The sequence below is a fragment of the Novosphingobium sp. HR1a genome, assembly GCF_015594425.1.
Lineage (GTDB): Bacteria > Pseudomonadota > Alphaproteobacteria > Sphingomonadales > Sphingomonadaceae > Novosphingobium > Novosphingobium resinovorum_A.
Map to the genome: position 1 here is coordinate 30,575 of NZ_JABXWS010000031.1, position 21,608 is coordinate 52,182.

Annotated in this window: 22 protein-coding genes; 10 read left to right on the forward strand and 12 right to left on the reverse strand. The window is 66.4% G+C overall.

What is annotated here, in order from left to right:
- The first annotated feature begins 116 nt into the window (after positions 1 to 116).
- Entirely contained in the window at positions 117 to 1,196 is a 1,080-nt protein-coding gene (locus HWN72_RS06135) for an acyltransferase (protein ID WP_211149972.1), read from the forward strand.
- A gap of 89 nt (positions 1,197 to 1,285) precedes the next feature.
- Positions 1,286 to 2,197 carry a fructose bisphosphate aldolase gene (locus HWN72_RS06140; RefSeq protein ID WP_211149973.1) on the forward strand — a complete coding sequence of 304 codons (912 nt, stop codon included), beginning with the start codon at positions 1,286 to 1,288 and terminating at the stop codon, positions 2,195 to 2,197.
- A gap of 59 nt (positions 2,198 to 2,256) precedes the next feature.
- Here HWN72_RS06140 and HWN72_RS06145 read toward each other — a convergent pair whose 3' ends face one another.
- Positions 2,257 to 2,826, reverse strand: a complete 570-nt coding sequence (locus tag HWN72_RS06145; protein WP_036522773.1) for a hypothetical protein — start codon at positions 2,824 to 2,826, stop codon at positions 2,257 to 2,259.
- 95 nt (positions 2,827 to 2,921) lie between these two features.
- Between HWN72_RS06145 and thiE the strand changes: the two genes are divergently transcribed.
- Positions 2,922 to 3,569 carry a thiamine phosphate synthase gene (gene thiE / locus HWN72_RS06150; protein WP_211149974.1) on the forward strand — a complete coding sequence of 216 codons (648 nt, stop codon included), beginning with the start codon at positions 2,922 to 2,924 and terminating at the stop codon, positions 3,567 to 3,569.
- A gap of 108 nt (positions 3,570 to 3,677) precedes the next feature.
- On the opposite strand, the gene HWN72_RS06155 is transcribed toward thiE, so the two are convergent.
- The 4 genes from HWN72_RS06155 to npdG are packed head-to-tail and all read right to left on the reverse strand — an operon-like array spanning position 3,678 to position 6,737.
- A complete protein-coding gene (locus HWN72_RS06155) occupies positions 3,678 to 4,598 on the reverse strand; it encodes a TIGR03619 family F420-dependent LLM class oxidoreductase (RefSeq protein WP_008831663.1) in 921 nt (306 codons plus the stop codon).
- 17 nt (positions 4,599 to 4,615) lie between these two features.
- Positions 4,616 to 5,473, reverse strand: a complete 858-nt coding sequence (locus HWN72_RS06160; RefSeq protein WP_069707648.1) for an SDR family NAD(P)-dependent oxidoreductase — start codon at positions 5,471 to 5,473, stop codon at positions 4,616 to 4,618.
- Positions 5,474 to 5,511: 38 nt separating this feature from the next.
- On the reverse strand, positions 5,512 to 6,090 hold the full coding sequence (gene cofC, locus HWN72_RS06165; protein ID WP_069707649.1) for a 2-phospho-L-lactate guanylyltransferase: 579 nt from the start codon (positions 6,088 to 6,090) through the stop codon (positions 5,512 to 5,514).
- Entirely contained in the window at positions 6,087 to 6,737 is a 651-nt protein-coding gene (gene npdG, locus HWN72_RS06170; RefSeq protein WP_211149975.1) for an NADPH-dependent F420 reductase, read from the reverse strand. Before npdG ends, cofC begins: the two co-directional genes overlap by 4 nt.
- An 83-nt stretch (positions 6,738 to 6,820) precedes the next feature.
- On the opposite strand from npdG, the gene cofE reads away from it, so the two are divergent.
- Genes cofE through cofH form a run of 3 tightly spaced genes read left to right on the forward strand, consistent with a single transcriptional unit; the run spans position 6,821 to position 10,886 of the window.
- Positions 6,821 to 7,603, forward strand: a complete 783-nt coding sequence (gene cofE / locus HWN72_RS06175) for a coenzyme F420-0:L-glutamate ligase (RefSeq protein WP_069707651.1) — start codon at positions 6,821 to 6,823, stop codon at positions 7,601 to 7,603.
- Positions 7,600 to 8,565: a 2-phospho-L-lactate transferase gene (cofD, locus tag HWN72_RS06180; protein WP_069707652.1), complete on the forward strand. Its 966-nt coding sequence runs from the start codon at positions 7,600 to 7,602 to the stop codon at positions 8,563 to 8,565. Before cofE ends, cofD begins: the two co-directional genes overlap by 4 nt.
- Positions 8,566 to 8,567: 2 nt before the next feature.
- Positions 8,568 to 10,886: a 5-amino-6-(D-ribitylamino)uracil--L-tyrosine 4-hydroxyphenyl transferase CofH gene (cofH, locus tag HWN72_RS06185; RefSeq protein ID WP_069707653.1), complete on the forward strand. Its 2,319-nt coding sequence runs from the start codon at positions 8,568 to 8,570 to the stop codon at positions 10,884 to 10,886.
- Between the two features lie 236 nt (positions 10,887 to 11,122).
- Here the strand turns inward: cofH and HWN72_RS06190 are convergent, their stop codons facing one another.
- From HWN72_RS06190 to HWN72_RS06200, 3 genes are all read right to left on the reverse strand, one after another.
- Positions 11,123 to 11,599: a VOC family protein gene (locus tag HWN72_RS06190; RefSeq protein ID WP_211149976.1), complete on the reverse strand. Its 477-nt coding sequence runs from the start codon at positions 11,597 to 11,599 to the stop codon at positions 11,123 to 11,125.
- A 2-nt stretch (positions 11,600 to 11,601) separates the two neighbouring features.
- Positions 11,602 to 12,831, reverse strand: a complete 1,230-nt coding sequence (locus HWN72_RS06195; RefSeq protein ID WP_248005843.1) for a sulfotransferase — start codon at positions 12,829 to 12,831, stop codon at positions 11,602 to 11,604.
- 79 nt (positions 12,832 to 12,910) lie between these two features.
- Positions 12,911 to 13,813, reverse strand: coding sequence for a helix-turn-helix transcriptional regulator (locus HWN72_RS06200; RefSeq protein ID WP_248005844.1), 903 nt, complete (start codon positions 13,811 to 13,813; stop codon positions 12,911 to 12,913).
- 151 nt (positions 13,814 to 13,964) lie between these two features.
- Between HWN72_RS06200 and HWN72_RS06205 the strand changes: the two genes are divergently transcribed.
- From HWN72_RS06205 to HWN72_RS06215, 3 genes are read left to right on the forward strand one after another with little or no spacing between them, the layout of a single operon-like run.
- Positions 13,965 to 14,756 carry an SDR family NAD(P)-dependent oxidoreductase gene (locus tag HWN72_RS06205; RefSeq protein ID WP_069707655.1) on the forward strand — a complete coding sequence of 264 codons (792 nt, stop codon included), beginning with the start codon at positions 13,965 to 13,967 and terminating at the stop codon, positions 14,754 to 14,756.
- A 29-nt stretch (positions 14,757 to 14,785) separates the two neighbouring features.
- Positions 14,786 to 15,796, forward strand: a complete 1,011-nt coding sequence (locus HWN72_RS06210; protein ID WP_069707656.1) for a zinc-binding dehydrogenase — start codon at positions 14,786 to 14,788, stop codon at positions 15,794 to 15,796.
- A 1-nt stretch (position 15,797) separates the two neighbouring features.
- On the forward strand, positions 15,798 to 17,039 hold the full coding sequence (locus HWN72_RS06215; protein ID WP_069707657.1) for an MBL fold metallo-hydrolase: 1,242 nt from the start codon (positions 15,798 to 15,800) through the stop codon (positions 17,037 to 17,039).
- A gap of 134 nt (positions 17,040 to 17,173) precedes the next feature.
- Here the strand turns inward: HWN72_RS06215 and HWN72_RS06220 are convergent, their stop codons facing one another.
- Entirely contained in the window at positions 17,174 to 17,959 is a 786-nt protein-coding gene (locus tag HWN72_RS06220; protein WP_069707658.1) for an SDR family NAD(P)-dependent oxidoreductase, read from the reverse strand.
- Between the two features lie 220 nt (positions 17,960 to 18,179).
- Between HWN72_RS06220 and HWN72_RS06225 the strand changes: the two genes are divergently transcribed.
- Complete coding sequence (locus HWN72_RS06225) at positions 18,180 to 18,983, forward strand: SDR family NAD(P)-dependent oxidoreductase (protein WP_008831677.1); 804 nt, start codon at positions 18,180 to 18,182, stop codon at positions 18,981 to 18,983.
- Positions 18,984 to 19,022: 39 nt separating this feature from the next.
- On the opposite strand, the gene glmS is transcribed toward HWN72_RS06225, so the two are convergent.
- Genes glmS through HWN72_RS06240 form a run of 3 tightly spaced genes read right to left on the reverse strand, consistent with a single transcriptional unit; the run spans position 19,023 to position 21,589 of the window.
- Positions 19,023 to 20,846, reverse strand: a complete 1,824-nt coding sequence (gene glmS / locus HWN72_RS06230) for a glutamine--fructose-6-phosphate transaminase (isomerizing) (RefSeq protein ID WP_069707659.1) — start codon at positions 20,844 to 20,846, stop codon at positions 19,023 to 19,025.
- An 18-nt stretch (positions 20,847 to 20,864) separates the two neighbouring features.
- Complete coding sequence (locus HWN72_RS06235; protein WP_069707660.1) at positions 20,865 to 21,233, reverse strand: type II toxin-antitoxin system VapC family toxin; 369 nt, start codon at positions 21,231 to 21,233, stop codon at positions 20,865 to 20,867.
- Complete coding sequence (locus HWN72_RS06240; protein ID WP_069707661.1) at positions 21,230 to 21,589, reverse strand: ribbon-helix-helix protein, CopG family; 360 nt, start codon at positions 21,587 to 21,589, stop codon at positions 21,230 to 21,232. The genes HWN72_RS06235 and HWN72_RS06240 overlap by 4 nt, the downstream gene beginning before the upstream one ends.
- Positions 21,590 to 21,608 lie beyond the last annotated feature (19 nt).

A 21,608-nucleotide genomic window follows, 5' to 3' on the forward strand; every position in this document is an offset into this window, starting at 1 on the left:
TGTCTTTAGGTAATTGCTGGCCGGGGCACGCCGCATCGCGAGGTGGGCTGTTCTCGGCCAGCGGTCCCGGATCAAGTCCGGGACGACGGGGGATTTTTCGAGACGATGGCCTGCGCATGACCGCCAGTGACCGACCCGCACCGCCCTGGCACGGCCGGTACGTCACGCTCGACGGCATGCGCGGCATCGCGGCGCTTGCCGTGGCGCTGTTCCACTACAACATCTCGCAGGCCCCGCACGGCTATGTCGCGGTGGACTTCTTCTTCGCGCTGTCGGGCTTCGTGCTGTGCCGCACCTACCTGCCGCGCTGGCGCAGCGGGCTGACGACCTGGCAGTTCATGAAGCAGCGCGTGGTGCGGCTCTATCCGCTGTTCCTGGCGGGGATCGTCGTGACCACGCTCTCGGCGATCTCGAACCACTGGACGGGCAAAGGCGACGTCTACAGCTACGCCAAGATCGCCAAGTCGCTGCCGCCCAACCTGCTGATGCTGCCGTCGCCCTTCACCAACACGCTGTTCCCGATGAACGTGCCGGCGTGGTCGCTGTTCTTCGAACTCGTCGCCAGCCTCGGCCTCGCGCTGGTGCTGTTCCGCCTGCCGCGCATCGGCCAGCTTGCCGTGGCGATCGCCGCCGCCTGCTTCTTCGTGCCCGCAGTGCTGGCACGCGAGGGTGGCAATCTTGGCCCGTTGTGGAGCCAGATGGGCACGACGATGCTGCGCACGACGATGTCGTTCACCGCAGGCGTGCTGATCGCCGGGCTACCCGTGAAAGAGGTCCGCCATCCCGGCTGGCTCGGCGTTTTCTGCCTCATCGCCATTCTCGCGATGTTGGTCGCCGATCCGGCGTTCATTCCCAAGGGCTGGTACGACGTCACTTGCGCCGTGCTCGTCTCGCCGCTGCTGGTCTGGCTGGGCTCGCGCGGCGAACCTTCGCGCGTGCTGATGCCCGTGGCGTGGTTCCTCGGTGAGGTGTCCTATGCGGTCTACGCCGTGCACTGGGCGCTGATGGAGCCGCTGCGCTACTTCAAGGACGATCTCGGCTGGAACGAGGTGCTGATGGGCGCGGTCTACCTTGCCGCCTGCGTCGGGCTCGGCTGGCTTTGCGTGCGCTTCGTGGACATTCCGCTGCGCCGGCGCCTGAACGTCATGCTGCACGCGAGGGCGCGGCACGTGCCGCCGCGCGCTATACCGAATTGACCCCCTAATGACAGATGCCGCAGTTGCGAACAGAGGGAGCGAAGCGTAGGCTTTATTTCAAGTTGCCGAACAACTCAGGAGGAGAAACCATGCAGTATTCGGAAATGACGGCCAAGATGGCCGACGGTGACGGCTTTATCGCCGCACTCGACCAGAGCGGCGGTTCGACGCCCAAGGCTCTCAAGGGCTACGGTATCGAGGAGGATGCCTGGTCGACCGAGGAGGAGATGTTCGGTCTCATCCACGAGATGCGCGCGCGCATCATTTCGTCGTCGGTGTTCTCGGGGGAGAAGGTCATCGGCGCGATCCTGTTCGAACGCACCATGGACGGCACCGTCGATGGCGTGCCCACCCCGCAGGCGCTGATCGCCAAGGGCGTGGTCCCCTTCATCAAGATCGACAAGGGCCTTGAGGATGAAGCCAACGGCGTCCAGCTGATGAAGCCGATGCCGACGCTGGACGAACTGCTTGCGCGCTCGAAGGCGCTGGGCGTCTACGGCACCAAGGAGCGCTCGGTCATCAACTCGGCCAATGCCGAGGGCATCGCCGCCGTCGTCAAGCAGCAGTTCGAGATCGGTGCACAGGTGCTCTCGCACGGCATGATGCCGATCATCGAGCCCGAAGTGAACATCAAGAGCGAGACCCGCGCCGAGTGTGATGCGATCCTGCTCGCCGAAATCCTCAAGAATCTCGACGCGCTGCCCGAGGGCCAGCAGGTCATGCTCAAGCTCTCGCTGCCGATCGTGCCGGGCACGTTTGATCCGCTGATCGATCACCCCAAGGTGCTGCGCGTGGTGGCCCTGTCGGGCGGTTACTCGCGCGCCGACGCCTGCGTCGAACTGGCGAAGAACAAGGGCATCATCGCCAGCTTCAGCCGCGCGCTGCTTTCGGACCTGCGTTCGCAGATGAGCGACGCGGAATTCGACGCGGCGCTGGGCGAGGCGATCGACGCGATCTACCTCGGTTCGACGCAGAAGGCCGAGGCTGCCGCGGCGGCCTGATCCTTCGGGACCGGACAGGAAGAGGCGGCGCTCGAAAGGGCGCCGCCTTTTTCGTGGGCTCAGTAGCCGCCCATGAAGCGGAAGCCGAAGCGATACGCCGACTGTGCGACGGTGCCGTGGTTGTCACCGCCCGCGACCTTGTCGGGCTGGACCTCGACCAGTTCGAGCGTGCCGTCGGCGACCGTCACCGGCTTGCCCGAGGTCACCTCGACTTCGCCACCGCGCCCGCTGTCGATGCGTACGCGCAGGCGGACCTGCCCGCCCCAGACGCAGCGCGCATTCATCGGGCACCGGCTGTCCTCCAGCACCGCCAGCGGGGTGATGCGCGGGCCGCCTACGGTTACCGTCTGGCCGAGCGCGGCGTAAGTCAGCGAGGGCTCGGGAGTCGCGACCGGCAGTTCCGACGGCGGGGGATAGCTCTGGGCGGGAGTATAGGGCGGCGTAACTGCCGGGCCGGGATAGCTCGCGGCCGGAGGGGCTGACGGCGGCGGCGCTGCGGGAGGCGGAGGAGCGCTCGCCTGCGGATAGGCCGGTGGATATGGTTGCATCCGGGCCGGATCGGCCGGGGGTATGACGGTGCAGCCGGCAAGGGCGGCTCCGGTCAGGGCGAGCGCTATCGGTATCCTCATGGCGCGCCATGCAACACCCGGGCGCCTGAACGGTTCCCGAACGCCGCGTGTTCGGAACGCTTGGCGTTGAGGCGCGGCGCGGCTAGAGCACCCGCATGAAAGACGAAGCCGACATTCCGCGCGCACCCACGCAGCTCTATCTGATCTCGCCGCTCGACGTCGGCGGGGCCTTCCCCGACCGTCTGGCCCGCGCTCTGGACGCAGGCGAAGTCGCGGCCTTCCAGTTCCGCGTCAAGGACGTGGACCAGCATGAGGCCGCGCGTCTGGCCGAGCCGCTGCAGAAGATTTGCGGGGATCGCGACGTGGCGTTCATCGTCAACGATTCGATCGGCCTCGCCAAGCGCCTCGGCGCGGACGGCGTGCATCTCGGGCAGGAGGACGGCAGCGTCGAGGAGGCACGTCAGGCGCTCGGCCGCGATGCGCAGATTGGCGTGACCTGTAATGCCAGCCGTCACCTCGCCATGGAAGCGGGCGAGAACGGCGCCGACTACGTGGCGTTCGGTGCGTTCTTCCCCACCACGACGAAGGTGACCAAGCATATCGCTGGTCTCGACGTGTTGGAATGGTGGCAGTCGATCTTCGAGATTCCGTGCGTCGCCATCGGTGGGATTACTCCGGAAAACTGCGGTGACCTCGTGCGGGCGGGCGCGGACTTTCTTGCGGTTTCGGGCGCAGTCTGGAACGGCGACGAGGAAGCGGCGGTCCGCGCGTTTCACGAAGCACTGGCGGCGGTGCAGGGCTGAGCGCATGAACCCACCCCCAACCCCTCCCGCAAGCGGGAGGGGAGCGAGACTTGCTGAGCCTTAGGCGAAGCTAGTCGCAGCGGGGTGGGCCTTGGTGCGGCCAGAGCGTCAGAAATCGATCTTCGCGATCACCTCTTCCCCGAACTTCTGCGCCTGTTCGAGATATTCCGCGCGGGTCTCAGTGTAGATCGTCGCGCCGGAACCATCGACGCCGAGCGACTTGAGGTTGGCGAAATGGTCCAGCGCCTCCTGCGCGTTCCAGCCCGCTTTCACCGAATAAGTCGAGGATGCGATGACCTTGGGCGGAGTCTCGCGGCCGACTTTCTCGCAATGCGCCGCCATGTAGGCGATGGCTTCCAGGATGTCCTCGTCGCCTTCGAGATTGGCGGTGCGGGCGGTATCGGTGATCGCCTTGGGTACGAAGAACGGGTGCCAGGCATCGCCCAGCTCCACTGCGCGGCGAAGGGCGCGCTTCGAGTTGCCGCCGACCAGCAGCGGCGGATGCGGGGTTTGCGCCGGGGTCGGCAGCACACGGTTGCCGAGCGCGGTGAAGCCATTGCCCTCGAAGGTGAAGTCCTCGCCGGTCCAGGCGAGCTTCATAGCCTTCATATATTCGTCCATGATGTCGTTGCGGCTGTCGAAATCGACGCCGAGTGCCTTGTACTCCGCCTTCATGTACCCCGCGCCCAGGCCGAGGATCACGCGCCCGCCGGTGAAATGGTCTAGGCTCGATACGGCGCGCGCGGTGATGAACGGGTTGCGATAGGGCAGGACCAGGATGTTGGTCTGCAGCCGCAGCGTGGTCGTGGCGGCGCCCAGCATCGAAAGCATGACGAAGGGGTCCTGCGCATAATGCCCGCCATTGTCGAGCCAGCGCGAAGAGGGCACCGGATGGTCAGTGACGGTGCCCGCGTAAAAGCCCGCAGCCTCGACCGCCTTCGCGATCTGGTGCAGCGCTTCCATGGTGCCCCATTCCTGCGGCTTGTCGATGTGGTCGAAGGGCAGGCTGGTGCTGAGGGTGAAGGTCATCGCTCTCTCGTTTCTGGCTATTCGGTGACTTCAGGCGGCAGGATCCAGACCTCGTTACGGTCGCGCGCCCATCCGCCCGAGGCCCACGAGCCTCCGTCTACCGGGATCACGGTGCCGGTCACGTAGCTGGCCATCGGGGAGGCGAGGAACACCGCCACGCGGCCGCATTCCTCGTCGATCCCGGGGCGGCCCGCAGGAATGCGCTTGCGGGCGCTTTCGACTTGCGCGGGGCTGGGCTGGAACCACGCCGCCTCGTCCACCGGGCCGGTGAACTGGCCGCGCGTGCCGGGCGTCACCGTGTAGTCGGGCGCGATGGTGTTCACGCGGATGCCGTGCTCGGCGAATTCGAGCGCGAGGGTGCGGGTGAGGTTGTTGATCCCAGCCTTGCACGCGGCATAGACGGCATAGCCCGGTGCTGCGCGGCTAGCTTCGATACTGGTGACGTTGACGATCGCGCCGCCGCGCCCGCCTGCGATCATCACCGGCACTGCCGCCTGTGTCGCGGCGAGATTGCTGACCAGGTTGAGGTCGATGTGCCGCCGCCAGTTCTTCTCAGTGAGGTCGAGGAATCCGCGCCGGGTCACGCCGCCCGCGTTGTTCACCAGCACGTCGAGCCGTCCGAAAGTGTCCGCCGTGCGCGCGATCGCGCCTTGCAGGGCCTCGACGTCCATGACGTTGCCGGGGATGCACAGCGCCTTGCGGCCACGCGCCTCGATCATCGCGGTGACTTGCGCGCAGCGTTCCGGGATCGCCTCTATGATCGCCACGTCGGCGCCCATGTCGGCCATGCACAGCGCGATGGAGCGGCCGATGCCGCCGCCGCCGCCAGTCACGAAGGCCACTTGCCCGGTCAGGTCGATGTCGCTTGCCTGCACTCGCCTCTCCGCTTTACGGGGCCGTGTGCGGCCTCTGGTCAGTTCGCCAAAGCGAACAGGTGTTCAGCATCGGCCAGGTCGGCGGGCTCGTCTATATCTTTCGCGAGACCCGACGTCGTGATCGTCACGGCGTTCAGGCCCAGCGTTTCCGCAGCCGCGCGGTGAAGTTCGGCACTGCCGGTGCCGTACTGGAAGCGAAAGCCTGCCGCTTTGGGCAAGGGCAGCGAGAGCGCATTGGTGCCGGTGCCGTGGCGATCGGTGGCGATGCCGAGGGTGCAGGCGGGCAGGGCGGCAAGCTGGCGCAGGTCCTGTGCATCAAGGCGCGGCAGGTCTCCCGCGACGACGATCAGTCGATCGGGCGGAGCACCTCGCGACAGGATTGCCAGCGCGTTTTCCAGCGCCGCGTTGAGTCCGTCACCATCGTCGAAGATGAAGGGCAACGCGCCGCGTGGTGGTCCCAGGAGGATCGTACGGTCCACCGCGCCCGCTGCCGCCTCGATCACGCGCGACAGCATCGCTTCGACCAGCCTGTCACGCTCATGAGGGGGCAGCGCGGGGGCGAGGCGGGTCTTGCCGCGTCCTCGTGCCTTGACCGGGATGAGCGCCCAGACGGTCATGGGATCGCGGGCGCTTCGGCCAGATTGGTGAAGCGGATACCCGCGCCGTCGGCCTTGTAGGTCTTGTTCATGTAGATGAGGATCGAGGTCAGCGCTTCCGCCGCCGCCGAGTTGGCGAGCGCTCCACCCGACAGACCGCGCAGGCCCATGCCGGGGCACAAGTCCACCACCGTATGTCGGGCCGCGACATCGTCAGAGAAGACCAGCACGTCGCAGTCGATCGCATGGTCGGAATCGAGGTGATGGGCCGAGACGTTGTGGAAGGCGGTGACCAGCCGTGCCTCGGGGCCGAGATGCGCGCGCGCCTGCGCGGCGGCGCTGCCTTCGACGGGAAGCTGGACGCGCATGACCTTGGGCGGGACGAGGGGTACGGTCGTATCCACGACCACCGCATCGCCGATCCGGTCGCGGATCTGCGCCAGCGTATCGCCCTGCGAGGCGTGGGGCACGGTTACGATCACCACGTCCTTGCCTTCCGCCGCATCGGCGTTGGCGGCATAGCCCGCAGCGCCGAGTTCCCCGGCGGTCGCCTGGGCCTTCTCGGCGGAGCGCGAGCCGATCGTCACCGCGTGCCCCGCCGCGACGAGCCTGCGTGCGATGCCTTTTCCGAGTGCCCCGGTGCCGCCGATGATCGCGATACTTGCCATGCCTGTTATCTCTCCCGCGAAGTTTCGCGTCTTTGGATTGTCGTTGTCGGGGGCGGACCTAAGGTGTCGTTCGGGAGAACAGGATGAACGCTCTTCGAGAACTTACAGTACGACCGCTTGCCGGATTGCCCATGTTCGCCGCGGGGCAGTCTATTGCGCAAGCGATTTGCACCGCGCTCGCGGCCGAGGGTGACGGCTTACGCGATGGCGATATCTGCGTGGTTGCGCAGAAGATCGTCTCCAAGATCGAAGGGCGTTCAATCGACCTTGCGGCGCTGACGCCGGGAGAGGAGGCGCGGGCTCTAGCGGAGCGGACCGGGCGCGATCCTGCCATGGCGCAGGCGATCCTGGACGAGAGCGCCGAGATCATGCGCCCGCACCCCGCCGCGATCATCGCCCGGCATCGCACCGGCCATGTGCTTGCCAATGCCGGGATCGACGCCAGCAATGTCTCCGGCGGAGATGCGGGCACGGTGCTGCTCTGGCCGTGCGAGCCCGATGCGTCTGCGCGGCGCTTGCGCGCGGAACTGGCCGAGGCCAGCGGCGTGCGGGTGGCGGTGGTGATCGCCGACTCCATGGGCCGCGCATGGCGCATCGGCACGGTGGGCACCGCGATCGGCTGCGCGGGGCTTGCCGTGCTGGAGGACCGCCGAGGGCGCGGCGTCGATCTCTACGGCCGCACGCTGCAGGCGACGGTGATTGCGGTGGCGGACTCGATCGCAGCTATGGCGACGTTGGTCATGGGCGAGGGGGACGAAGGCACGCCGGTCGCCGTCGTGCGGGGCGCAGGCCGCTGGACCTGCGAGGATGACGGACCGGGTGCGGTGAGCGGCCTGCGTCCAGTGGAACAGGACATGTTTCGATGACGGGCAAGCACGTACTCGCTCTCAGCGGCGGTGTCGGCGGGGCTAAGCTGGCGGCGGGGCTGGCGGCAGTGCTCGCGCCGGAAGACCTCACCATCGTGGTCAATACCGGGGACGACTTCGAGCACCTTGGCCTGACGATCTGCCCGGACATCGATTCGGTGACTTACGCACTCGCGGGGCTCAACGACACGGTGCGCGGCTGGGGCGTGAAGGACGAGACATGGCAGGCCATGGCCATGCTGCGCGCGCTGGGCGAGGCGGACTGGTTCAACCTCGGCGATCGCGACATGGGGATGCACATTGCCCGGTCCTGGCGGCTGCGCGCGGGCGATACCTTGTCGCAGGTGACCACGCGGCTGACGCGCGAACTCGGTATCGCGCACGCGATAGTTCCCATGAGCGATGCCCCCGTGCGCACCCAGGTCGGCACCGCGCAGGGGTGGCTGGACTTCCAGCGCTATTTCGTCGCCGAGCAGTGCCGGCCGGTGGCCACCGGGGTGCGGTTCGACGGCGTTCCCGGTGCTGCGCCATCGCCCGCATTCGCCGAGGCACTGGCCCGCGACGACCTTGCCGCCATCGTCATTTGCCCCTCGAATCCGTACCTCAGCGTCGATCCGATCCTCAGTCTCGACGGTGTGCGCGAGGCACTAGTGCGGCGGCGAGTTCCTGTGGTGGCGGTATCGCCGCTGGTCGGCGGCGCGTCGATCAAGGGACCGCTCGGCAAGTTGTTGGGAGAACTGGGCAGGCCCGTTTCCAACGCCTCGATCGCCGATCACTACTCCAATCACCGGGGCGATCTTCTCGACCATCTGGTGATCGACGAGGCCGATGCCGCCGATGCAGGGGGCTTGCGGGAGAGGGGCCTTTCGGTCACCGTTTGCCCAACAGTCATGTGCCACGCCGGTGACCGGGAGAGGCTTGCGCGCGAAGCACTGATCGCAGCCGGTATCGAAACAGGATGACCATGGCACGCGACGACGACGCACTGATAACCCGACTCCTCACCGCGCCGCTGGACGATGTTCTCGCCGAGGCACGGATGCGGCGCGACACCCGCTTCGGAGCGCTGACACCGGCACGGATGACCTATTCGCGCAAGGTCTTCATCCCGCTGACCCGGCTTTGCGCCGACGTATGCCACTACTGCACCTTCGCGACGACGCCCTCCCGGCTGCATGCCCCTTATCTGACCGAGGAAGAGGTGCTGGAGATCGCGCGGGCTGGGCTCGCGGCGGGCTGCAAGGAAGCGCTGTTCACGCTCGGCGATGCGCCGGAGCGGCGTTATGCAGCCGCGCGCGAGTGGCTGGAGGAGCGCGGCTTCACGCGCACCATCGACTACGTGCGCCACTGTGCGCAGCGGGTTCTGGAAGAGACGGGCCTGCTTCCGCATATCAATGCCGGGGTTCTGGAGGAAGCCGACTGGCGGATGTTGCGCCCGGTCGCGGCATCGGTCGGGCTGATGCTGGAGAGTACGTCCGAGCGCCTGCTCGACAAGGGCATGTGCCATCATGGATCGCCGGACAAGGTCCCCGCGGTTCGTCTCGCGTCGCTGGCGGCGGCAGGGCGGGCGCGGGTGCCGACCACGAGCGGCGTCCTCATCGGCATCGGCGAGACCCCGCGCGAGCGGATCGAGGCGCTGATCGCCCTGCGCGACCTGCACGAAGCGCATGGGCACCTGCAGGAAGTCATCGTCCAGAATTTCTGCCCGAAGCCCGGCACGAAGATGTCCGGCGCTATCGAGGCGAGCGAGGCGGACTTCCTGCGCACCATCGCCGCCGCGCGGATCGTGCTGCCGGACGAAGTCTCGGTGCAGGCACCGCCGAACCTCAATGATGAGCGCCTCGTCGAACTGATCGACGCAGGCATCGACGACTGGGGGGGCATCTCCCCGGTGACGCTCGATCACGTGAACCCCGAGGCGCCCTGGCCCGAAATCGCGCGGCTTGAGGCGGTCTGCGCCCGGGCCGGGCTGCCGCTGGTAGAGCGGTTGACGATCTATCCGCGCTTCGTCGAGGCGGAGGGCTGGCTCGATCCGGCGATCCGGCCCGCCGTGCTGCGGCTTGCCGATGCCGATGGACTGGGGCGCGACAGTCGCTGGAGTCCCGGCATTACGGACCGCGCGCCGGGGACGGTGCACGCGCCGCTTGGCATGCGGTACGACGGCCCGGTGGCGGCGCGGCTGCACCGGATACTCGATCGCGCGGCAGGCGGCTTTGCGCTCGGCGAGGAAGAGATCGCCGCGCTGTTCGCGGCTCGGGGCAGTGCTGCGCAGGCGGTGGTGGAGGCGGCGGACGCCTTGCGGGCCGAGGTGCGCGGCGACGTCGTCACGTACGTCGTCAACCGCAACATCAACTACACCAACATCTGCACGCATGCCTGTTCGTTCTGCGCCTTTTCGAAGACCAGCAGCAAGGCGGGCTATCGTGACAAGCCCTACGACCTCGACCTCGAGGAGATCGCCGGCCGCGCCCGTGAGGCGGTGGCGCGCGGGGCGACCGAAGTTTGCCTGCAGGGCGGCATCCACCCGCGCTACACTGGCGAGACCTACCTCTCGATCCTGCGCGCGGTGAAGGATGCGTGCCCGGACCTGCACGTCCATGCCTTCTCGCCGCTGGAGGTGAGCCAGGGTGCCCGGACGCTGGGGATGCCGGTCTCGGATTACCTGTCCATGCTGCGCGATGCGGGGCTGGGTTCGCTCCCCGGTACGGCGGCGGAAATCCTGTGCGACGATATTCGCGAGAAGATCTGCCCGGACAAGCTGACGACCGCCGAATGGCTCGATGTGGTCGGTTCGGCGCATAGGGTGGGGCTGCCGACGACTTCGACGATAATGTTCGGACACCTCGAAAGTCCGCTGCACTGGGCGCGTCATTTGCTGGCCTTGCGCGAGCTGCAACTCGACACCGGCGGTATCACCGAGTTCGTGCCGCTGCCGCTCGTCCACATGGAGGCGCCGTTCTACCGCAAGGGCCAATGCCGCAAGGGGCCGACCTGGCGTGAGGCGGTGATGATGCATGCGGTCGCCCGGTTGGCGCTGCACGGGGCGATCGATTCGATACAGGTCTCATGGGTCAAGCTGGGCATGGACGGGGCGGCGGCGGTGCTGGCGGCAGGCGCCAACGACCTTGGCGGCGTGCTGATGGACGAGAGTATCAGCCGCGCGGCCGGAGCCTCGCACGGGCAACTGGCTGAGGTTTCCGACATGCGCGCGGCGGCGGAGAGCGTCGGACGCAAGCTGCGGCAGAGGTCGACGCTTTATGGAGATGTGGGAGTGATGGCCTGACCCTTCGACAAGCTCAGGGTGAGCGGGGTTCATAGCGGGATCGTGTTTGACCGAACCATCGTTCGTCATCCCCGCGAAGGCGGGGACCCATCTGATGTTCATGCAGCAGGCACCGTCAGGAGATGGGTTCCCGCCTTCGCGGGAATGACGACGAGAGAGGTGAAGGCGATCATGAACTCCGATCCCGCTCAGGCTGAGCTTGTCGAAGCCCCGGCGTTACAACGCCAGCCCGGTTCTCACATCGCCCGGATATGCTGCCACATCGGCTCGGGCATCCAGGTATATTCGATGTAGTGCCCGAAGACCTTGCGCGCATCAAGGTACAGGAATTTCAGTCCTCCCTCCGGCTCGCCCGACAAGTCGCGCTCCATCGCGATCGGGAATTCCTGCGCGTCCACCCGGGAGCGGAAGTCGGCCCAGTCGGGCACCCGGAAGCAGATGTGATGGAAGCGCAAGGGGCCGCCATTCGACAGGCAGTTGGCAAAGATGCCGACCTCGTCGATCTCGCTCTCGATCAGTTCATATTGCAGGTCGCCGATCCAGATGAAGCAGATGCGGCTTTTCTGGCGCTTCGGCCCCGATGGCGTCAGCACGGTCTGGTCGACCGGGATGATAGTCGGTTCCTTCGCCATCCCGCGGCCCCTGAAAAGGTCGATCCCTGCTTCGATGTCGTCACAGACATAGGCGTTCTGGTAGTGCAGTCCTTCCAGCACGATCAGCCCTCCCGCGCGACGTCGTAGCGGGAGAGGTAGCGCTCGAACAGCGGCTCGAGCGCCTCCTTGCTCAGCCCGTATTGCGCCAGCTTGTATTCGTGGCGGCCGAACTTGTCCTGTGGGTTGTCGTCCACCCACTTCTGGACTCCGGCCTCGGCCTCGGCGGTCCATTCGTCGCCCAGCGCCGCGTAGACCTTCTTCGTTGCGGCGACCGGGTCCTCGACGATGTCGGCGTAGTGGACGTCGATGATCCTGTCCTCGCCGTACTTGTCGCGGAAATCCATGATGCGGTTGGCGTGTTCGGCCGCCTGCCAGGGGTAGTCCTCGGCCAGCCACTCCGCATCGATCCGGCCCATGTGCGCCTGATGGCTGAGCGAGATCACCGAGCACAGCGACCCCGTCGCGGTGAAGGGATCGCGGTGGGTCCAGATCACGCGGGCGTCGGGATAGACCTTGAAGATCGTCTCCAGCCACAGCGAGTGGCTGGGCTTCTTGACGTTCCAGACGCCGGTGGTGTGCTGCTGGAGCACCTGCAGGAACTTCTTGTGGTACTCGTAGGCGCTGGTCATGTTGCACGAGAAGATGAAGTCCTTGTAGAGCGGCAGCTTGCCCTTGGACTCGATCATCAGCGTCTTGAAATCGTGCGCCATGAAGAACACGCATTCGTTGGGGTAGACCGCCGAGCCGCGATAGTACTTGCCCATGGCGGGGTTGGCTTCGAGCGCGGCCTTCTCCTGCGCGAGCCGGGTGGTCGCGCGCGGGTCGGTCGTCAGCAGGGCGTTCGAGGTGACCGGCGGCACCGGATCGTCGATCTCCCAGGTCAGCGGCGAACGGCGCGCCGGGTCGGCGGCCAGCAGGTTCGACATCAGCGTGGTGCCGGTGCGCGGCACGCCCATGACGAAGACCGGGCGCTCTACAGGGCGCTGCAGCAGTTCCGGATTCTCGCGCAGGTATTGCGAGACCTTGAGGCGGCCGCGTAGGTAATGCAGCGTGTCGTTCCGGGCGCGGGCGATGCCGCCTTCGCTCATCCAGCCCTTGGCGATGCCTTCGTTGAACGACCGGGTGAAGACGTCGAAGCCCTCGCGCCAGCTGTCGTTGTCGAAGCTGTCGATCCCGGTTTCCTTCATCGCCTGCTCGACGAGGGCATAGCCCAGATGGTGCTCAGTGGTGGTGGCGGTGGTGGCCATGGTGTGGTTGTCCTCTTCCCGGCGGCCGATCGGTCGGCCTTTCATGGGCACGAGATAACCTGTCGATGCCCCGCCGTGGCAACGCGGATGACCCGTCAAAACCAGACCTTCTGTCGAATTCGGGTCAAGACCCGACAGGCTCGGTGAGGACGCGCCCCTGCCTCTGGCGGAAGGTGCTGGGGCTGGCTCCCACGGCGCGGCGGAAGGCGAAGGTGAAGCTGGAGGGAGAGGAGAACCCCATGGTGAAAGCGATGGTCTTCACGCTCTCGCCCTCCATCAGCAGGCGCTTGGCGGCCTCCATGCGGCGCTGCTCGATGTAGTCGCCGATCGAGCAGGCGCGGCTGACACGAAACCCCCGCGTGAGTTGGCGCACCGACAGCACACACAGCTTCGCCAGGTCCTCCAGCGACGGCGCGGCAAGGTCGTCGGCAAGGCGCTCGTCGATCAGCCGCAGCCGCCAGCCGGAGAGACCGCCGGTGACGGGCCGCTCGGTCACCTCAAGGCAATGGCGTCCCAGTTCGATCGCCAGTTCGCTACCGAGGAAGCCCAGCATCCGCTGCGCAGCGAGGCCGGGGTGCCGCACTTCGGCGGTGATGCGGAACAGCAGCGCGCGGATCTGCGCACTGCCGATGTCCAGCGCGGCGGCAAGGTGCGGATCGTCCCAGGTCAGGCGATGGCCGACGAGGTCGTGCACCAGTCCCGAGTCGATGGTGCAGGTCAGCGATGCCTGCCGCCCCGTGCCGCCCTTGATGTGGAGTTCCTCGCCCGGCGGCAGCACGAAGATGTCGCCCAGCCGTTCCAGTCGGTGCGGTCCCCATCGCTTGCGATAGCCGCCGCGCGATTGCAGCGGACGGGGGGTGAGGCACATGTTGACGTGGTAGTCCCGGCCGACCGCATGGACGGTGTCGGTCGGGTCGGGAATGTCGAAGCGCACGATCTGCGCGGTCACGCCGCGCGTTTCCAGTTGCGCGTCGATGCTCATCTTCGAACGATGCGCCTCGGGCATGCTCATCTCCATCAGCGTCATCTTCGACAGGTCGGCCGCAATGTGTCCCGGACGCCACGTTAGGGCCGGAATTCTATGCCTGCCGCGCTTGCCGGGCAATCCTCTCGCGAGGAACATCGCGCCGGTGAACACGCCGCGATGACGGCACGGTTTGGGACAGAGGAAGACAAGGATGGCGAAAAGCCTGTTCGACTGCGCGGGCAAGGTGACGGTGGTGACCGGCGGCAACGGCGGCATCGGCTTCGGCTTCGCGATGGGCGTAGCGAAGATGGGTGGCGACCTCGCGATCTGGGCGCGCAACGCCGAGAAGAGCGCGAAGGCCAAGGCCGAACTCGAAGCGGCCGGTGCGGGGAAAGTCGTCGCCTATCAGGTCGATGTTTCGGAAGAGGCGAACATCGCCCAGGGTTATGAGGCGGTCATGGCCGACTTCGGGCGCGTGGACTGCGTCTTCGCGAATTCCGGGGCTTCGCCGCGCTACAACTCGGTCTTCGAGATGCCGACCGATCACTGGTACGACTTCCAGAAGACCGCGCTGCACGGCGCCTTCTTCACTCTGCGCGAAGGCGCGAGGCTGATGAAGGAGCGGGTCGAGGCGGGGGACGAATCGGGCGGCAGCCTTGTCGCCTGCGGCTCGCTCTCGCTGTTCCAGGGCCTTGCGGGGAAGATGGAGTATGCGTCTTCCAAGGCGGCGGTGGCGGCGGCGATCCGCTGCCTTGCCATCGAACTGGCCCCGCTCGGCATTCGCGCCAACGTGGTCGCGCCGGGCCTCGTCATCACGCCGATGATGGGTGAGGGCGCCCGCGCCGACGCTGTGGCACAGCACTTCGCCCCGACGATACCGATGAAGCGCACCGGCTTTCCAGCCGACTTCGAGGGCATCGGTGCCTACCTGTGCTCGGACGCCAGCAGCTTCATGACCGGTGAGACGATCACCATCGACGGCGGATACATGGTCCGGCCGTAAACGCGGCGGATCGGCAAGGAGAGAGGCGTATGGAACTGCTCAGGATCCACGGCACGGGCGATGTCAGGCTCGACCCCTATGAACGTCCCGCGACGGGGCCGCTCGACGTGGTGGTGAAGATGAAGTCGGTGGGCATCTGCGGCTCCGACCTTTCGTACATCAAGATCGGCGGCATTCCGACGCCGGGCACGCTGACGGCGCTGGGCCACGAAGGCGCGGGCGAGGTGATCGAGGTCGGCGCGGGGGTCGAGGGCATCGCGGTCGGTGATCCGGTGGTCGTCAATCCGATGATGACGCCGGGCAACATCGGCTCCGGCGGCCCGGAAGGGGCCTTCACACAGGAATTGCTGGTGCGCGAGGCGCGGCTGGGAGAATCGATCCTGCCGATCCCCGACGGCATCGACTACGACGTCGCCGCCATGTGCGAGCCGCTTGCGGTTGCCATGCACGGGGTCAATCGGGCCGAGGTGAAGCCCGGCGACAAGGTCGTGGTGTTCGGCTGCGGGCCGATAGGGCTCGGCATGCTGCTGTGGCTGATCGATCGCGGGGTGACCGACGTGGTGGCGCTCGACCTTTCCGAGGAGCGCCTGGAACGCGCCCGGGCGCTCGGCGTGCGGGCCGCGCTCAACCCGGCCGAGGTGGACTTGCGCGCGGAACTGGCGCGCCTTCATGGCGAAGTACCGAGCTATGGGCGCGTGGGCGTCGGCACCGATGCGTACATAGACGCGGCAGGGGCGCCGAACATCCTGACGCAAGTGATCATGATGGCGAAGTTCCACGCGCGCCTCGTCATCACCGCCGCCTACATGAAGCCTTTGGAGTTCCCGGCCGGTCGCATGCTGACCAGCGAGATGACCATTACCACCGCCGTCGGCTACCCCACCGAAATGCCCGAGGTGATCGCGGCCATGCCGCGCCTCAAGGACAAGATCGCCGCGATGATCAGCCACAAGCTGCCGTTCCGCGACGTCATGAAGGGCCTTGAGATCGCCGCGAGCCCGCAGTCCGCCAAAGTCATGATCAGCTTCGAGGAGGTCTGAAATGAGCGACGTAAAGGATGCAGGACCCAAGCTGGCCGGACTGGTGCGCGCAGGCGACGAGCAGGCCGAGGCGATCCGGGTGACCGACTTCATCTTCCAGGCGAACGACATCTCAAACGCCTACCTCGTCACCACCGCCGAGGGCGACGTGATGGTCAACACCGGCTTCATGGACAATGCCGAGCGCACGAAGCGCCTGCTGGCGCCGCATCGGACCGGGCCGCTCGCCTTCGTGATCCTCACGCAGAGCCATGCGGACCACTACGGCGGCTTGCCGGAATTCCTCGAAGACGGCACGCAAGTGATTGGCGGCCCCGGCTTCAACGAGGCTTTGGCCGACATGAACGGCCTGCAGGCCTTCTTCGGGCCGAGAAGCCGCAAGCTCTGGGGCTCGACGCTCAAGCGCGGTTCGACACCGAAGCCGCCGCCGAACGTCGTGCCGGACATTCTCGTCGATCGCCGCCTGACGCTGGAACTCGGCGGGCGCACCTTCGAGCTGATCTCCACGCCTGAGGGCGAGACGGTGGACAGCCTCACCGTCTGGCTGCCGAAGGAGAAAATCGCCTTTACCGGCAATGTCTTCGGGCCGGTGTGGCTGTCGATGCCGTTCCTCAATACCCTGCGCGGCGACAAGCCGCGGCTGGTGCGCAATTACCTCAAGTCGCTGGAAACCATCCGCGATCTCGGCGCGGAAATCGTGATCACCGGCCACGGCGAGGCGATCGTCGGCAAGGATCGCATCCGCGCCGACCTCGACAAGTTGCACGCTGCGGTTTCCTATGTACGCGACTATACGCTGGAGGGCATGAAGGCGGGCAAGGACGTCCACACTCTGATGCGTGAATTCGCCTGGCCCGAGGGGCTGGAGATTGGCGAATTTCACGGCAAGGCGAGCTGGGCGGTCAAGTCGATCTGGCGCGAGTATTCGGGCTGGCTGCACTATGAGGACGGCACCACCGCGCTCTACGGCGTGCCGCGCAGCAGCATCGATGCGGACCTTGTCGAACTGGCGGGCGGGGCGGGAAACCTTGCCCGGCGCGCGCAGGAAAAGCTGGACGGCGGCGCGGCGCTGGAGGCCGTGCACCTCACCGACATAGCCCTCGGCGCGGAACCGACCAACGCCGAGGCCATCGCCGTCCGCAAGGCCGCGCATGAAGTCCTGCTGGCCGAGAGCGGCGGACGCAATCTGTCGGAAACGATGTGGCTGCGCTCCGAACTCGCCGAGATGGAAGCGAAGCTGTAGGAATATTCCACTCTCATCTCGTCATTGCGAGCGAAGCGAAGCAATCCAGGGCGGTGTCAGACTGCTCTGGATTGCTTCGCTTCGCTCGCAATGACGAATTATGAGCGGGTGCTAATGGTCAGTGCCCGGACTTCTCAATCGTCGATCCTGACCATTCCGCCCAGAACCGGTCCGCCCGCGACGGCGATGGCTTCGCCGGTGATGTAGCTCGCCGCATCACTGACCAGGAAGCCGACCAGTTGCGCCACGTCCTCGGGCTGGCCGTAGCGGCGCAGCGGAAATACATGCGCGGCGCTGTCCGCGTCGAAGCCGGCCTTCTCCCACCCGGCGCGGGCCTTCTCGGTCGCGGTCATGCCGGGGGCGACGGCGTTGACGCGCACACCTGTTGGCCCCCACTCGGCAGCCGCGACGCGGGTGAACATTTGGACGCCCGCCTTGGCCGCCGAATAGGCCGCCACGCCCTGCGTTCCGTGCATCCCGGCGACTGAGGACACGTTGACGATGCAGCCCTTCACCTTGCGCAAATGCGCAAACGCCGCCTGCGAGGCATACATCGCCGAATTGAGATTGAGCGCGATGTCGCGGTCCCATTTGGCCGGGTCCATCTTCGCAATGCCGACGTGCCCATGGGCTCCGCCCGCATTGTTGACGAGGATGTCGAGCCGCCCGAAATGCACTGCTGCCGTCTCGACCATGGCCTGTACGGGCGCCAGTTCGCGCACGTCGGCCTCTACCGCCAGACCCCTGCGGCCGAGCGCTTCGATCTCCGCCACCACCGTGTCGAGCGGCGCGCGCTTGCGACCCGCCACTGCAATGTCCGCGCCGCGCCGGGCCAGCAGCAGCGCGATGGCCCGGCCGATGCCGGTGCCGCCGCCGGTCACCAGCGCCACGCGGCCGGTCAGGTCGAATTCCTCGAACATCTCTTCTCCTCTCCCTCGGGCGGTATCGCCAGCGTCGCCGCGATATTCGGGACGCTTCGGCCTTCCGGCTCTTGGCAAGCACCGCCGCACCTTATTCACTCGGGTCGGATGGCATGCGGGCATCGCCGGGATGATCGGCGGATACGGGCAGTGCCAAGGGACTCGCAGATAAAGATAGTAAATACTATCTAATGCGCATGCAACATGGGAGCGGGATGAAATGAGCGAACACGATCTACTCGACCTTGGTGGACAAGTGGCGGTGGTCACCGGCGCCGGGCAGAACGCGGGACGCGGGATCGCGCTGGAACTGGCGCGCCACAATGCGGGCGGCATCGCAGTGAACGATTTCGTGCCCGAACGCGCAGAAGCCGTGGCCGAGGAAATCCGCGCGATGGGCGTGCCTGCGTTGGCGGTGCCGTTCGATGTCGGCGATCTCGATGCGATCCGCGGCGCGGATGCCGCGATCAGGGACAAGCTCGGCGCCGCGACGATCCTGGTCAACAATGCCGGGATGGCCGGGCCGGGAGGCTCGCTGCGTCCGACCCTCAACTTCTGGGAGGAGGAGCCCTCGGCCTGGGACCGCTATCTGCGCACCAACCTCTACGGCGTCTACAATGCCTGCTTTGCGTTCATTCCGAACATGGTGGCGGCGAAGAAGGGCCGCATCGTCACCATAGTTTCGGATTCAGGCCGCGTGGGTGAGCCCAAGCTCGCGGTCTATGCCTCGGCCAAGGCGGGGGCGCAGGGTTTCGTGCGCTCGATCGCCAAGGAACTCGGGCGCTACAACGTGACCAGCAACGCCGTCTCGCTGTCCTCGCTGATGCCGGACATGCCTGCGGAGAAGCTCGCCGAAGTCATGCAGGGCGATCACGCCAAGGCGCAGATGGCCCGCTACACGATCCGCCGCTACGGCAAGTCCGACGATGTCGCCGCGCTCGTGACGTTCCTGTGCTCCGACGCGGCGGAGTGGATCACGGGGCAGACCTATCCGCTCAACGGCGGTTACGCGCCTTCGATGTGAGGCAAGGGCGCGCGGTTCGTCAACCGCGCGCCTTCGCGTTCACTCGACCGTGACACTCTTGGCGAGGTTGCGCGGCTGGTCGACGTCGGTGCCCTTCACGCAGGCGACGTGATAGGCGAGGAGTTGCACCGGCACCGCGTAGACCAGCGGCGCGATCAGCGGGTGCACGCGCGGCATCTCGATGGTCGCGATGCAGCCTTCGCCCGCCTCGGCAATGCCTTCCGCGTCTGAGATCAGCACGACCTTGCCGCCGCGTGCGCGCACCTCCTGCATGTTGCTGACGGTCTTCTCGAACAGCGGGCCGGAAGGGGCGAGGACGATCACCGGCACCGCTTCGTCGATAAGCGCGATGGGGCCGTGCTTCATTTCACCCGAAGCATAACCTTCGGCGTGGATATAGCTGATTTCCTTGAGTTTCAGCGCGCCTTCGAGAGCCAGCGGGTAGTCCGGGCCACGCCCGAGGTAAAGCACATCGCGCGCCGGCGCGATGAGGTGCGCCATGGCCGCGATTTCCTCGTCATGATCGAGCGCGGCGTTGAGGCTGGCGGGTGTGGCGAGCAGGTGCTGGACGACTTCCGCTTCCTCAGCGCGGTCCATCCGCCCGCGCTTGACCGCCAGATGCGCGGCAAGGGCGGCGAGAACGGCAAGCTGGCAGGTGAAGGCCTTGGTCGAGGCGACGCCGATCTCCGGACCGGCGTGGGTCGGCAGCAGCAGGTCCGCCTCGCGCGCCATCGTGCTGGTGGGCACGTTGACGACGACGGCAATGGTCTGCCCGGCCGCCTTGCAGTGCTTGAGCGCGGCGAGGGTGTCGGCCGTCTCGCCCGACTGCGAGATGAAGAGGGCGAGGCCGCCGTCTTCCAGAACCGGGTCGCGGTAACGGAACTCGCTGGCCACGTCGATATCGACAGGTACTCGGGCGAAAGTCTCGATCCAGTACTTTGCGACCATGCCGGCGTAGAAGCTGGTGCCGCAGGCGACGATGGTGATGCGCTTGACCGAACCGAGGTCGAAATCGATCTGCGGCAGCGCTACCGACTGGTCGACCTGGCGCAGATAGCTGCGCAGCGTCTGGGCGACCACGGTGGGCTGCTCGAAGATTTCCTTCTGCATGAAGTGGCGGAAATTGCCCTTCTCGATCGCCACGGCCGACGCGCCGGAGGTGACGACTTCGCGCGTCACCGGATTGTTGTCGGCGTCGTAGATCGTCGCGCCCTCACGGGTGATGACGACCCAGTCACCTTCCTCGAGGTAGGTGATCTTCTGGGTCAGCGGGGCGAGGGCCAGCGCGTCCGATCCGAGGTAGGTCTCGCCATCCCCGTAGCCGACGACCAGCGGCGAGCCGAGGCGGGCGCCGATCAGCATGTCCGGGAAGCGGCGGAAGGCAATGGCGAGGGCGAAGGCACCGCGCAGTTGGGGCAGCACCGCCTTGACGGCGTCTTCCGGCGACGCGCCCGCTTCGACCTGCTCGGACACCAGATGCGCGACGACTTCGGTGTCGGTCTGGCTCTCGAAGGTGCGCCCGCGCGATTCGAGGGCTTCGCGCAAAGGCTTGAAGTTCTCGATGATGCCGTTGTGGACGAGCGCGAGTTCCGCCGTCGCGTGGGGGTGTGCGTTGGCGGCAGTCGGCGCGCCGTGGGTGGCCCAGCGGGTATGGGCGATGCCGGTCAGGCCCGGCGCCGGATCACGCGCCAGTTCCTTGACGAGGTTCATCAACTTGCCCTCGGCGCGGCGGCGCACGAGCTGGCCGTCAAACAGCGTACAGACGCCAGCGCTGTCGTAGCCGCGATATTCCATCCGGCGCAGGCCGTCGACCAGCCGGTCCGCCACGTCTTCCTTGCCGACGATGCCGATGATGCCACACATGAGATTAAGTGCCTTGGTCTAGAGAGAGTAGGGGACGCGGATGCCCGGCATGCTTGCCGGAAAATCCTTGGTATTTCGTGTAACCAGAATGCGCTGGCGCACTTGCGCGGAGGCCAGGATGATCGCGTCGGGCAATTTCAGTTTCGGTCGCTCCCGTCGTAGCGCTGCGGCATGGCGGGCGATCTCCGCGTCCACTTCCTCGATCAGGAAGCCCGACAGGAATATCTCTATGTTTCTTAGAGTCGCGCCGCCTTCCTTGGAAAGTACCTCAGTCCAGACCAGCCTGCTTATGCAGGGCCGATCAACACGTGCGATCTCGGCGTGGGCGGGCGGAAAACCGTTCAGCGCATCGATCAGGATATTGCTGTCGAACGAATAACCGCTCATTTTGCAGACGGCTTCCGGCCGGATTGGGCGAGATAATGCGCGCGTTCGCGGTCATCCTGCTCGTCGAAAAGGTCCGGAAATTCGGCCTTCACCTCTTCGTAGTCGTCATCCCACGGCCGGGTCCACGAAGCGCGCTCGCGGCGTTGCCAATCTATTGAATCGCCGATGTCCTGGCGGTTCTTCCAGATGCCGAAAGCCTGATCCAGCCAGTCCTTGCCACTCGCCGGCTGCGCCTGGGCCTTGTAGGTCGATACCGCCTCGCGCAGGACCGAAGCGCGCGACTGGCCGAGTTCGGCCGCGCGGGCGTCGAGCCAGCGGATGTCCTCGTCGGGCAGGTCTGCGAGAATACGCGTCATGATATCGCGATATCATATC

Bases quoted from the DNA above. Each gene is read 5' to 3' on its own strand.
- HWN72_RS06135 (WP_211149972.1), top strand. From the start codon at position 117: ATGACCGCCAGTGACCGACCCGCACCGCCCTGGCACGGCCGGTACGTC.
- HWN72_RS06140 (WP_211149973.1), top strand. From the start codon at position 1,286: ATGCAGTATTCGGAAATGACGGCCAAGATGGCCGACGGTGACGGCTTT.
- HWN72_RS06145 (WP_036522773.1), bottom strand. From the start codon at position 2,826: ATGAGGATACCGATAGCGCTCGCCCTGACCGGAGCCGCCCTTGCCGGC.
- thiE (WP_211149974.1), top strand. From the start codon at position 2,922: ATGAAAGACGAAGCCGACATTCCGCGCGCACCCACGCAGCTCTATCTG.
- HWN72_RS06155 (WP_008831663.1), bottom strand. From the start codon at position 4,598: ATGACCTTCACCCTCAGCACCAGCCTGCCCTTCGACCACATCGACAAG.
- cofC (WP_069707649.1), bottom strand. From the start codon at position 6,090: ATGACCGTCTGGGCGCTCATCCCGGTCAAGGCACGAGGACGCGGCAAG.
- npdG (WP_211149975.1), bottom strand. From the start codon at position 6,737: ATGGCAAGTATCGCGATCATCGGCGGCACCGGGGCACTCGGAAAAGGC.
- cofE (WP_069707651.1), top strand. From the start codon at position 6,821: ATGAACGCTCTTCGAGAACTTACAGTACGACCGCTTGCCGGATTGCCC.
- cofD (WP_069707652.1), top strand. From the start codon at position 7,600: ATGACGGGCAAGCACGTACTCGCTCTCAGCGGCGGTGTCGGCGGGGCT.
- cofH (WP_069707653.1), top strand. From the start codon at position 8,568: ATGGCACGCGACGACGACGCACTGATAACCCGACTCCTCACCGCGCCG.
- HWN72_RS06195 (WP_248005843.1), bottom strand. From the start codon at position 12,831: ATGAAAGGCCGACCGATCGGCCGCCGGGAAGAGGACAACCACACCATG.
- HWN72_RS06200 (WP_248005844.1), bottom strand. From the start codon at position 13,813: ATGACGCTGATGGAGATGAGCATGCCCGAGGCGCATCGTTCGAAGATG.
- HWN72_RS06205 (WP_069707655.1), top strand. From the start codon at position 13,965: ATGGCGAAAAGCCTGTTCGACTGCGCGGGCAAGGTGACGGTGGTGACC.
- HWN72_RS06210 (WP_069707656.1), top strand. From the start codon at position 14,786: ATGGAACTGCTCAGGATCCACGGCACGGGCGATGTCAGGCTCGACCCC.
- HWN72_RS06215 (WP_069707657.1), top strand. From the start codon at position 15,798: ATGAGCGACGTAAAGGATGCAGGACCCAAGCTGGCCGGACTGGTGCGC.
- HWN72_RS06220 (WP_069707658.1), bottom strand. From the start codon at position 17,959: ATGTTCGAGGAATTCGACCTGACCGGCCGCGTGGCGCTGGTGACCGGC.
- HWN72_RS06225 (WP_008831677.1), top strand. From the start codon at position 18,180: ATGAGCGAACACGATCTACTCGACCTTGGTGGACAAGTGGCGGTGGTC.
- glmS (WP_069707659.1), bottom strand. From the start codon at position 20,846: ATGTGTGGCATCATCGGCATCGTCGGCAAGGAAGACGTGGCGGACCGG.
- HWN72_RS06235 (WP_069707660.1), bottom strand. From the start codon at position 21,233: ATGAGCGGTTATTCGTTCGACAGCAATATCCTGATCGATGCGCTGAAC.
- HWN72_RS06240 (WP_069707661.1), bottom strand. From the start codon at position 21,589: ATGACGCGTATTCTCGCAGACCTGCCCGACGAGGACATCCGCTGGCTC.